Source organism: Actinoplanes italicus, assembly GCF_003001815.1.
GTDB lineage: Bacteria > Actinomycetota > Actinomycetes > Mycobacteriales > Micromonosporaceae > Actinoplanes > Actinoplanes italicus.
Map to the genome: position 1 here is coordinate 1 of NZ_PVMZ01000052.1, position 13,194 is coordinate 13,194.

General features: G+C 72.7%; 1 protein-coding gene. It reads left to right on the forward strand.

Annotated features, from left to right (window positions below):
* Positions 1-13,194, forward strand: a 13,194-nt coding sequence (locus CLV67_RS50650; RefSeq protein WP_146169665.1) for a non-ribosomal peptide synthetase, incomplete at both ends; no start/stop codon positions are given.

The window sequence follows — 13,194 nt, forward strand, 5'->3', positions numbered from 1 at the left end:
CCCAAGGGCGTCGTCATCACCCACCGGGCACTCACCAACTACGCCACCGTCATCCCGGCACGACTGGGACTCGGCGAACCCGGCGACACGTACGGACTCATCACCCCGGCGACCACCGACTTCGGCAACACGATCATCCTCACGGCACTGACCACCGGCGGAACCATCCGCACCGAACCGGCAGACGTCGACCACCTGAAGATCGTGCCGTCGCACCTGGCGTCACTGTGGCCGATCCCCCTGCCGCACAAGACCCTGATCCTCGGAGGTGAGGCCACCCCCGCCGACCTGGCCGGGCGGCTGACCGGGACCGTGCTCAACCACTACGGACCGACCGAGACCACCATCGGCGTGCTCACCCACACCAGCCCCGAGGCCCTCGGCACACCGCTGCCCAACATCACCGCCCGCATCCTCGACGACCACCTCCAGCCCGTCCCCGCCGGAGTGCCCGGACACCTGCACATCAGCGGGCCGCAGCTTGCCCGCGGCTATCACAACAACCCGGTCCACACGGCCGAGCAGTTCATCCCGGCTGACGGCGGCGAGCGGCTGTATCGCACCGGCGACCTGGCCCGATACAACGGTGACGGCACCATCTCCTATCTCGGCCGCACCGACCACCAGATCAAGATCCGCGGCTACCGCGTCGAAACCGCCGAGGTCGAAGCCGTCCTCCGCACTCACCCCGTCGTCACCAGCGCCGTCGCGGCAAAGCACGACGACCGGCTCGTCGCCTACCTGGTCTGCGACGACGTTCCGCCGACGGCCGGGGAACTGCAGAAGCACCTGCGCAAGACGCTGCCCGAGCACATGATCCCGAGCACCTTCATCCCGCTCGGCTCCCTGCCGCTGACCGGGAACGGCAAGCTCGACCGGCGGGCGCTGCCCGCACCCGACAGCGACCGGCCGGAACTCGCCACCGCCTACCGCGCGCCGGTGACGGCCGCCGAGGAGATCCTCGCCTCGCTCTGGGCCGACCTGCTCAAACTCGACCGGGTCGGTGTGACCGACAACTTCTTCGACCTGGGCGGCCACTCGCTGCTCGCCACCCAGGCGGTCACGCGGATCCGCGCGCTGTTCGGCGTGAACCTGTCGGTGGCGGCGATCTTCGACCGGCCGACGGTCGCGGGCCTGGCCGCCCTGCTGGCCGAGAGCGCGCCCGGACCGGTCGCGCCGCCGATCACGGTCGCCGACCGTGCGCTGCCGCTGCCGCTCTCGTTCGCCCAGCAGCGCCTGTGGTTCGTGGCGCAGCTGGATCCGGCGTCCACCGAGTACCACTCCCCCGCCGCGATCAACTTCGGCGGGCCGTGCGACGTGGCCGCCCTGACGGCCGCGCTGTCGACCATCGTGGAGCGGCACGAGGTGCTGCGGACCCGCCTCGTGGCCGACGCGGACGGCATCCCGCACCAGGTCGTCGACCCGGCGCGGCCGGTCGAGCTGCCACTGGTGGACGTCTCCGGTGAAGCCGATCCGGTCGGGGCGGCGCGGGCGCTGGCCACCGAGGACGCTCAGGTGCCGTTCGATCTGGCGGCCGGTCCGCTGCTGCGGGCGAAGCTGTTCCGCGTCGCCGGCGAGCATCACGTGCTCGCGCTCTGCCTGCATCACGTGGTGTCCGACGAGTGGTCAACCAAGATCCTGGACCGGGAGCTGTCCACGCTCTACGCCGCGTACCGCGACGGCCGCCGGTCGCCGCTGCCGGCGCTGCCCGTGCAGTACGCCGACTACGCCGCCTGGCAGCGCGGCTGGCTCACCGGTGACGTCCTCGACGCGCAGCTCGGCTACTGGCGTGAGCAGCTGGCCGACCCGCCGGTGCTGAACCTGCCGGCCGACCGTCCGCGTCCGCCGGTCCGGCCGACCGAGGGAGCGGCGCTGGACTTCACGGTTCCGGCGCCGCTGGCCGAGGCGCTGCGGCAGCTGTCCCGGCGGCACGGCGTGACGATGTTCATGACCCTGTTCGCCGCGTACGCCGTACTGCTGCATCGCGAGACCGGTCAGGACGACCTGGTCGTCGGCACCCCGATCGCGAACCGGAACCAGGCCGAGACCGAGCCGCTGATCGGCTTCTTCGTGAACACGCTGGTGCTGCGGGCGCGGCTGGGTGACAACCCGACGTTCGCCGAGCTGCTGGACCGCGTGCGGACCACCGCCCTGGAGGCGTACGCCCATCAGGATCTGCCGTTCGAGCAGCTCGTCGACGAGCTGGTGCACGAGCGCGACCGGTCGCGGACGCCCCTGATCCAGACCCTTTTCAACTACTTCACCCCGGAGGAGTACGACACCCACGCGGCCGACGGCACGGTTCGTGAGGGTCTGGTCGCCAAGTTCGACATGCGCCTGCTCCTGACCGAGACCGGTGACACGCTCGCGGCGGCGTTCGAGTACCCGGTGGCGCTGTTCGACCACGACACGGTCCGCCGTTTCGCGGGTCACCTGATGAGCCTGCTCGACGCGGTCGCCGCCGACCCGGATCGCCCGGTGGCCGGCCTTCCGCTGCTCACCCCGGCCGAGGAGGCCGACCTGGCGCTGTGGAACGACACCGCCGTACCGGCCGAACCGCTGACCGCCCATCAAGTGTTCGCGGCCCACGCCGCCCGGCAGCCTGGCGCATCCGCGGTGGCCGGGTCCGTCACCTACGGTGAACTCGACGCCTCCGCCAACCGCCTCGCCCACCACCTGCGCGCACGTGGCATCGGCGCGGAGACGGTGGTCGGCCTGTGCCTGGACCGCGGCCCCGAGTTGATCACGGCGATCCTGGCGGTCTGGAAGGCCGGCGCCGCCTATCTGCCGCTCGACCCGGGATACCCGGCCGACCGGCTCGCCTACATGCTCACCGACAGCCGGGCCACCCTGCTGATCAGCACCGACGACATCCTCGACGACCTGCCGGCCGGACGCGTTCCCACCCTCACGGTCGACGATCCGGCCATCGCCCGGCACGGCGGCAGCGCACCCGAGGTGAACGTCCACCCCGACCAGGCCGCCTACCTGATCTACACCTCCGGCTCCACCGGCCGCCCCAAGGGCGTCACCGTCACCCACCGTGGCCTGTCCAACCTGGTGACCGCCCTGGGACGGCTGGTACCGACCGGCCCCGGTGACACCACCCTGCAGTTCGCGTCGGCCAGCTTCGACGCCAGCGTCTGGGAGACGATCATGGCGCTGACCTCGGGCGCCACCCTCGCCGTCGCTCCCGGCGCCGAGGGTCTCGCCGGATTCCTGCGCGAGCACGACGTCACCACCGCCACGCTGCCGCCCTCGCTCGTACGCACCCTCGAAGCCGGCGACCTGGACTCGCTCACCACGCTGATCACCGCCGGTGAACGCCTCGATCCCGCGCTGGCCGCCGCGTGGGCGCCGCGCCTGAACCTGATCAACGCCTACGGACCCACCGAGACCACGGTCTGCGCCACCGCCGGAGTCGTCACGACCGGCACGCCGATCGGGCACCCGATCGCCAACACCACCACCCACCTGCTGGATCGCGCCCTGAACCCGGTCCCGGTCGGTGTCACCGGTGAGCTGTTCGTCGGCGGCCCGAGCCTGGCCCGCGGCTACCGCCACCAGCCCGCCCTCACCGCCGCCGCGTTCGTGCCGGACCCGCTCGCCGGCGACGGTTCGCGCCTCTACCGCACCGGCGACCTCGCACGCCGGCTGCCCGACGGACGCCTCGAGTTCCTGGGCCGCGCGGACCACCAGATCAAGGTCCGTGGGCGGCGCATCGAACCGGCCGAGATCGAGTCGGCGCTGGGCGCCCACCCCGAGGTGGACGCCGTGGTCGTCACCGCGCACGACGAACGCCTGGTGGCCTACGTGGTGGCCGGTGACGGTCTGCCGCCGGCCGAGACGCTGCGCCGCCACCTGGGCCGTACCCTGCCGGAGTTCCTCGTCCCCGAGGTGTTCGTCGAGCTCGCCGAGCTGCCGCTGAACCGCAACGGCAAGATCGACCGGGCCGCGCTGCCGGCGCCGGAGTCCGACCGGCGGCAGGCCGGCGGAGGCTTCCGGGCCCCGGCCACCGCGACCGAGGAGATCCTCGCCGGCATCTGGGCGCACCTTCTGCACCTGGACCGGGTCGGTGCGACCGACGACTTCTTCGACCTGGGCGGGCACTCGCTGCTGGCCACCCAGGCGGTCACCCGGCTGCGCGGCGCCTTCGGCATCGACCTGCCCACGGCGGCGCTCTTCGACAATCCGACCATCGAGGCGCTCGGTGCGGTGATCGACGCCGCCGCCGGCGCCCGGCCCGCCCCGGCGGCGATCCCGGTCACGGCCCGCGACGGTGTCCTGCCGCTGTCGTTCGCGCAGCGGCGCCTGTGGTTCCTCGACCAGCTCGACCCCGAGTCGGCCGAGTACCTGGTGCCGCACCTGATCCGGCTCGAACGGCCGGTCGACGCGGACCGGATGGCCGCGGTGCTGACCGCCCTGGTGGCCCGGCACGAGTCGCTGCGGACCCGCCTCGTCACCGACGCCGACGGCGTGCCGCACCAGGTGATCGACGCACCGGGGCCGTTCCCGCTGGCCGACGTGGACGTCTCGGGGCACGCCGACCCGGTGGCCGGGGCGCACGAGGTGCTGGACGGGCTGCGCCGCCCGTTCGACCTGGCCGCGGGTCCGCTGCTGCGGGCCACGCTGATCCGGCTCGCCGAGGACCGGCAGGTGCTGGCGCTCTGTGTGCACCACGCGGTCTTCGACGACTGGTCGGCCGGTGTGTTCGAGCGGGAGCTGTTCGCGCTGCTCGGCGGTGAGACGCTGCCGGAGCTGCCGATCCAGTACGCCGACTTCGCCGTCTGGCAGCGCGACCACCTCACCGGTGACGTGCTGGACACGCAGCTCGGCTACTGGCGTACCCAGCTCGCCGACCCGCCGGTGCTGGCGCTGCCGACCGACCGGCCGCGACCGGCGATCCGCTCGACCGCCGGCGACACCCTCCGGTTCACCGTCCCGGCCGAGGTCGCGGCGGGCCTGCGGGACCTGTCCCGGCGCAACGGCACGACCATGTTCATGACGATCCTTGCCGCGTACTCGGTGCTGCTGCAGCGGCACACCGGCCAGGACGACCTGATCGTCGGCAGCCCGGTCGCGAACCGGGACCGGGCCGAGGTCGAGCCGCTGATCGGCCTGTTCGTGAACACCCTGGCGCTGCGGGCCCGGCTCGGCGACGACCCCACGTTCACCGAGCTGCTGGCCCGTGTGCGGTCCACCACCCTGGCCGCGCACAGCCATCAGGACCTGCCGTTCGAACGGCTCGTCGACGAGCTGGCCCCGGCCCGCGACCGGTCGCAGACGCCGCTGGTGCAGACGCTGCTCAGCTACGTGGCCACCGACGAAAAGCCCGTCGCCACCGATGAGGAGCCGCCCGCCGGGGATCAGTCCGGGACGCGTCTGCAGACCGGCACGATCGCCAAGGTCGACCTCACCCTGACCGTCACCGACCCGGGCACCGGGCCGCTGACCGGCGGGCTGGTCTACCGCACCGACCTGTTCGACGAGCGCACCGTGCGCGGGCTGCTCGGTCACCTGTGGACGCTGCTGGCCGCGATCGTCGCCGACCCGGAGCAGCCGGTCTCCCGGCTCGCGATCCTCACCGGCGAGGAGCGGGCGGCCCTGGACCGGGGCAACGACACCGCGGTGCCGGTCCCGGCCCGTACGGTGCCCGAGCTGATCGCCGACCGCGCCGCCGAGCGGCCGGACGCGACGGCGCTGATCTGCGACGGGCGGACCATGTCGTACGCGGAGCTCGACACCGCGGCGAACCGGCTCGCCCACCACCTGATCGCCGCCGGCGCCGGTCCGGAGCGGATCGTCGGCCTGCACTCCGAACGCGGCCTCGATCTGATCGTGGCGATGCTGGCCGTGTGGCGTTCCGGTGCCGCCTACGTGCCGCTCGACCCGCGTTACCCGGCCGACCGGCTGCGGTTCATGCTGACCGACAGCGGAGCGGACATCGTGATCGGCGGCGACCTGGGCGAGGTCACCGTCGACCCGGCCGACCCGGCGATCGCAGGACGGCCGTCCACCGCTCCGGACGTGACGCTGCTGCCCGGCCAGGCCGCGTACGTCATCTACACCTCCGGCTCGACCGGACGTCCGAAGGGCGTGGTCGTACACCATCGTGGTCTGAGCCTTTTCGCCGCGGCCCTGCGGGAGCACGTCGGTGCCACGGCCGACGACACCGCGCTGCAGTTCGCCTCCAGCAGCTTCGACGCGTCGGTGTGGGAGACCGTGCTGGCTCTGACCGCCGGTGCGACGCTGGTGGTGGCCACCGCCGACGAGCAGAGCCGTCCCGACCTGCTGGCCGCGCTGCTGAACCGGCATCAGGTCGGTGTGGCGCTGCTGCCGCCGACCCTGCTCGACTCGGTCGCGCCCGACCGGTTCGGCACGCTGCGCACGCTGGTCTCCGGCGGCGAGCGTCTGGACGGGCGGACCGCGCGGGCGTGGGCGGCCGGGCGGCGGCTGCTCAACGCGTACGGGCCGACCGAGACCAGCGTCTGGGCGACCGCCGCCGAGATCCCGGCCGGTGCCGACGGCACCCCGCCGATCGGCCGGCCGATCGCGAACACCCGCGTTCACCTGCTGGACCACCGGCTGCGGGAGGTCCCGGACGGTGTCACCGGCGAGATCTTCATCGGCGGGGAGAGCCTGGCCCGCGGCTACCTGGGCCGTCCGGCGCGCACGGCGGCGGCGTTCGTGCCCGACCCGTTCCGCGGCGACGGCACCCGGCTGTACCGCACCGGCGACCTGGCCCGGCGCCGGCCCGGCGGGCAGCTCGACTACCTGGGCCGCAACGACACCCAGATCAAGGTCCGCGGCCACCGGATCGAGGCGGCCGAGGTCCAGCACCGGCTGGAGGAGCATCCGGGCGTACGGGCCTCGGTCGTCACCGCCCGCGACGGCCGCCTCGTGGCCTACGTCGTCCCGGCCGAACCGCAGGCCGGGATGCCGCCCGCCGACACGCTGCGCATCCACCTGCGCGGCACCCTGCCCGAGCACATGATCCCGGCGGTGTTCGTCGAGATCACGGCGATCCCGCTGACACCGAACGGCAAGACCGACCAGGCCGCCCTGCCCGCGCCCGGAAGTGTCCGGCCGGAGCTGGCCGCCGGTTACCGCGCGCCGCAGGGTGACACCGAACGGCAGCTCGCCGAGATCTGGGCCGAGGTGCTGCACCTGGACCGGGTCGGTGTCGACGACAACTTCTTCGAACTGGGCGGCGACTCGATCCTCAGCATCCAGGCGGTCGCCCGGGCCCGGGCCGCGGGCCTGCACCTGAGCCCGGCGCAGCTGTTCGACCACCAGACCGTCGCCGAGCTGGCGACCGTGGTGACCGCCGAGTCCACTGCCGCGGCCGAACAGGGCCCGGTCGTCGGCCAGGTGCCGCTGTCGCCGATCCAGCGCTGGTTCTTCGGCCGGGACCTGCCCGAACCGGCGCACTTCAACCAGCACGTGCTGCTGGAGATCACCGACCGGATCGAGGCGGAACCGCTGAGCCGGGCGGTCGACGCGCTGCTGCGGCACCACGACGGGCTGCGGTCTCGGTTCTTCCGCGACGCCCTGGGCCTGACCGCGTGGGTGCTGCCGGAGGAGCCGGAGACGCCACTGCGGGTGGTCGACGCCGACGGGCTCGACGACGCGGCCCTCGACGCGCTGGCCACCGAGGCGCACACCAGCCTCGACCTGCAGCAGGGCCCGCTCGTGCGGTTCCTGCTGATGGACCGGCACGAGCGGCCGCAGACCCTGCTGGTCGTGGCGCACCACCTGGTCGTGGACCGGGTGTCGTGGGGCATCCTGATCGAGGATCTGACCAGCGCGTACACCCAGGCCGAGTCCGGCAGCGAGATCCGCCTGCCGGTGAAGACGACCTCGTTCCAGCGCTGGTCGCAGCGGCTCACCGAGCTGGCCGCCAGCCCGGAGCTGGCCGGCGAGATCGGCTACTGGCGTACGGTCGGGGCGACCCCGGCCACGCTGCCGCGCGACCACGACGGCGCCAACGCGCTCGACTCCGCCGGAACCGTGTCGGTAGTGCTCGACCCGCGGCAGACCGGACGGCTGCTGCGCGAAGCGCCGGCCGCCTACCGGACTCAGATCAACGACATGCTGCTCGCGGCGCTCGGCACGGTGCTGACCGAGTGGACGGGCGAGGCCGCGGTCCTGGTCGATCTGGAGGGTCACGGCCGGGAGGACGTCGGCGCGGACGTCGACGTCACCCGCACGGTCGGCTGGTTCACCGCGTTCCACCCGGTCGCGGTCACCGGCGGCACCGACCCGGGCGAGACGCTGAGCGCCACCAAGGACCGGCTGCGAGCCGTCCCACGGCGCGGTCTCGGGCACGGACTGCTGCGGCACCTCACACCGCTGCTGCCGGCGTCGGGGCGGGCCGAGGTGTCGTTCAACTACCTGGGCCGCTCCGAGTCCGGGCCGGCAGCCCGGTTCCGGCCGGCCGGCGGACCCGCCGGGCGGCCGCGGTCGGACGCCGGGGAACGCGGTCACCTGCTCGAGATCAGCGGCAACGTCCAGGACGGCTTCCTGCATCTGACGTGGACGTTCTCGCGGGCGGTCCACGACGAGGCGACGGTACGCCGGCTCGCCGACCGCTATCTGCGGGTGCTCGGCGAACTCGTCGACCACTGCTGCGGAAAGACCGCGGCCGGATACACCCCGGCCGACTTCCCGGTCGCGGGCCTGGGCCAGGCGGAGTTAGATGCACTCCGTGACCGGATCGGGGGTGAGTTATCCGACGTCTACCCGCTCACCCCGCTGCAGCAGGGCATGCTGTTCCACACCGAGCTGGCGCCGGGCTCCGGCGTCTACTGGGTGCAGCACGGCCTGTCACTGACCGGGCCGCTCGACGTGCCGGCCCTGCACCGGGCGTGGGACCTGACGTTCGCCCGGCACGCGGTGCTGCGCAGCACGGTGGTCACGGCCGGGATGCCCGCGCCGATGTCGGTGGTGTCGTCGTCCGTACCGCTGCCGATGTCCTTGATCGATCTGAGCGATGACGACCCGGAGACGCAGCAGCGGCGGGTGACCACCCTGCTGGCCGAGGATCGGGCGCGTGGCGCCGACTTCGACGAGCCGACCCTGGTGCGCATCCACCTGATCCGGCTGGCCGCCGAACGCCACCAGATGGTGATCAGCTTCCACCACCTGCTGCTGGACGGCTGGAGCGTCCCGATCGTGCTCGGCGACCTGATGGACGCCTATCGCGCGTTCCGATCCGGGCAGCGGCCGCCCGAGGTGCAGCGCCCGCCGTTCCGCGATCATGTCGCCTGGACGCTCGCGCAGGATCCGGCCGAGGCCGAGGCCTACTGGCGCGAGCGGCTGGCCGGGCTCACCGAGCCGACGCCGCCGCAGCTGGAGCCACCGGCCGAGGGCGGCGGCCACCACATCGAACGTACCCGGCTGCCGGCCACGGCGGCCCGGGCGCTGAACGACGTGGCCCGCCGGCACCGGCTGACCCTGAACACCCTGGTCCAGGGCGCGTGGGCGGTGCTGCTGGCGGCCTACGCCGAGACCGGCGACGTGGTGTTCGGTGTGACGACGTCCGGTCGCGGCGCCCAGTTCGACGGTGTCGAGTCGGTGGTCGGTCTGATGATCAACACCATTCCTTCCCGGGTACGGGTGGAGCAGCACCGCGATCTCGCCGAGTGGCTGCGTGATCTGCAACGGGAGCAGTCCCGGGCTCGCACGTACGAACACACCCCGCTCGTCGACATCGCGGGCTGGAGTGAGATGCCCGCCGGCCGGCGGCTCTTCGACACCGTGCTGATCTTCGAGAACTACCCGAGCCGCCCCGAAGGCGCTGACACCGGCCCCGGTCCGGACACCGGCCTGCGGGTCGAGCGGTCGTTCGCCCGCGAGCAGACCGGCGACCCGCTGACCGTCGTCGTCGGCACCGGCGACGACCTCGGCATCACGATGATCTACGACGGTGCACTGTTCACCGGCGACACCGTCCGGCGCATCGCGGCCCAGTTCGCGCACCTGCTCACCACCCTGGCGAGCCCCGCCACCCCCGGCATCCTGGCCGGCACTCCGGGCATCCTGGTCGGCGACCTGCCGATCCTCACCCCGGCCGACCAGGCCCAGCTGCACAACTGGAACGACACCGCCGGCCCCACCGCCTGTGGCACACCGCTGCCTCAGGACCGCCGGGACAGCGGTGTGACACAGCCGGATCCGATCACGCTCGCGGTCGCCGGCCACGAAGGCACCGCCATCGTCTTCGGTGACGACACGGTCTCCTACCGGGAGCTCGACGAGCGCGCCAACCAGCTCGCCCACCACCTGATCGGGCTGGGCGCCGGACGAGAAAGTGTGGTCGCGCTGCACCTGGACCGCGGCCCCGGGATGGTCGTCGCGATGCTCGCCGTCCTGCGGACGGGTGCCGCGTACCTGCCGATGGACACCGGCTACCCGTCCGACCGGCTGCGGTTCATGCTCGACGACAGCGGTGCGGACATCGTGGTCGGCGGCTCCTTCGGCGGGCTCACCGTGGACCCGGCCGACCCGGCGATCACCGAGGCGCCCCGCACCGCACCGGACGTGGTGGTCCACCCCGGCCAGGCCGCCTACATCGTCTACACGTCCGGCTCGACCGGCCGCCCCAAGGGTGTCGTGGTCACCCACCACAACCTGTCGGCCGCGATCGAGGCCCAGCGCCGCGACCTCGGCATGACGGCCGGCGACGTGGCCCTGCAGAACCTGTCGTTCGGGTTCGACGTGGCCGCATCCGAGGTCTACACGGCACTGACCGCCGGCGCCACCCTGGTGATCGCCGGGGAACAGACCCGCCGCTCCCCCGACGACCTGGCCGAACTGCTGCGCGCCCACCGGATCACGGTGGGCCAGTTCTCGCCGTCCGCGCTCGCGCTGCTGCCGCACGACGACCTGCCCGACCTGCGTACCGTGGTGGCCGGCGGCGAGTCGTGCCCGTCCGGGCTGGCCCGCGCCTGGGCTCCCGGCCGGCGGTTCCTCAACGCGTACGGCCCGTCCGAGACCACCATCTGCACCGCGATCGCACACCTGACCGGCAGCGACGCCGGTGCCCCGCCGATCGGCCGGCCCACCGCCGGCACCCGCATCCACGTGCTCGACGCCCGGCTGCGGCAGGTCCCGATCGGCGTGGCCGGCGAGCTCTACATCGGCGGTGACCAGGTGAGCCGCGGCTACCGCGGGCGGCCGGCGCTGACCGCGGAGCGGTTCGTGCCCGACCCGTTCCGCGCCGACGGCACCCGCCTCTACCGGACCGGTGACGTGGGGCGGTGGCTCCCGGACGGACAGCTGGCGTTCCTCGGCCGCACCGACCGGCAGATCAAGATCAGAAGCAACCGCATCGAGCCGGCCGAGATCGAGAACGCGCTTGTCCGGCACCCGGCCGTCGAGGAGGCCGTGGTCACGGCGTACCAGGGGCGGCTGGTCGCACACCTGGTGCCCGACGGTGTCCTGCCGACCGCCGACCAGCTGCGCGAACACCTGCGCGGCAGCCTGCCCGAGCACATGATCCCGGCCCTCTACACCGAGATCGCGGCCGTCCCGCTGAGCCCCAACGGCAAACGGGATCTGAAGGCGCTGCCGGTTCCGGACAGCAGCCGCCCGGAGTTGAGCACCACCTTCCGGGCGCCGTCCTCGCCGACCGAGGAGCGGCTCGCCGGGATCTGGGGCGAGCTGCTCGGGCTGGACCGGGTCGGTGTCACCGACGACTTCTTCGACCTGGGCGGACACTCGCTGCTCGCGACCCGTGTGGTGGGGCGGATCCGTACCGCTCTCGGCATCGACCTGCCCCTGGCCGCACTCTTCGAACAGCCGACCGTGCGTACGCTCGCGGCTCTGATCGACACCGACGCCGCCCCCGGCGCCACGCCGATCGTTCCCGCCGACCGTGACCAGAGGCTGCCGTTGTCCTTCGCCCAGCAGCGGCTCTGGTTCCTGGCCCAGCTGGACCCGGGCTCCACGGAATACCACATTCCGGTCATGATCCCGCTGGCCGACGACGTCACCCCGGCCGCCGTGACGGACGCGCTGACCACGATCGTCGAACGGCACGAGGTGCTGCGCACCCGCATCCTGGCCGACTCCGACGGCGAGCCCCATCAGGTCGTCGACCCGCCGTCGCCGTTCCCGCTGCAGGTGGCGGACGTATCCGACGGCGGCGACCACGGCATCCGGGAGGCGCTGGTCAACGCGCCGTTCGACCTGGCCGCCGGGCCTGTGCTGCGCGGCGCGCTGCTGCGGCTGCCCGGTGGGCGGCAGTTGCTGGCGCTGTGTGTGCACCACATCGTCGCCGACGAGTGGTCGGGGGCGATCCTCCGCGAGGAGCTGACCGGCCTGCTCGAAAGCGGCGGCTCGGCATTGACGCCGTTGCCGGTGCAGTATGCGGACTACGCGGTCTGGCAGCGCGAACACCTCGACGGTGAGGCGCAGCTCCGCTACTGGCTCGGTCAGCTCGCCGAGCCGCCCATCCTGGAGCTGCCGACCGACCGGCCGCGTCCGCCGGTGCGGTCGACCGACGGTGCAGTTGTGGCCGTGGACATCCCGGCGCATGTCACCGCACGACTGCGGGACCTGTCGCGGGCCCACGGCGCGACGATGTTCATGACGCTCGCCGCGGCCTACGCCGTCCTGCTGCACCGGCACACCGGCCAGAACGACCTGCTCATCGGCACCCCCGTGGCCAACCGCGGCCAGGCCGAGACGGAGAACCTCATCGGCTTCTTCGTCAACACCCTCGCGCTACGCACCCGCTTCGACACCGATCCGACCTTCAACCAACTTCTTGATCAGGTACGAGGCACCGCGCTGGCCGCCTACGACCACCAGGACCTGCCGTTCGAGCAACTCGTCGACGAACTCGTCCACGACCGCGACCGGTCACGCACCCCACTGATCCAGACCCTGTTCAACCACACCACCACCAGCGACGAGGTCGTCCACACAACCGGCCCCGCATCGGTCAAGTGGGACCTGTCGCTCACCACCGTCGAGACACCCGCCACCATCCACGCCGCCCTGCAGTACAGCACCGCCCTGTTCGACGAGGCGACGGTCCGTGCCTGGGCCGATCACCTGCTGCTCCTGCTGGAAGGGGTGGCCGCCGACCCCACCCGCCCGGTATCCCAGCTCCCGATCCTGACCGGCACCGATCACGCCCGCCTGGCCACCCTCAACGACACCGCAGCCGACGTCCCCCCAGCCACG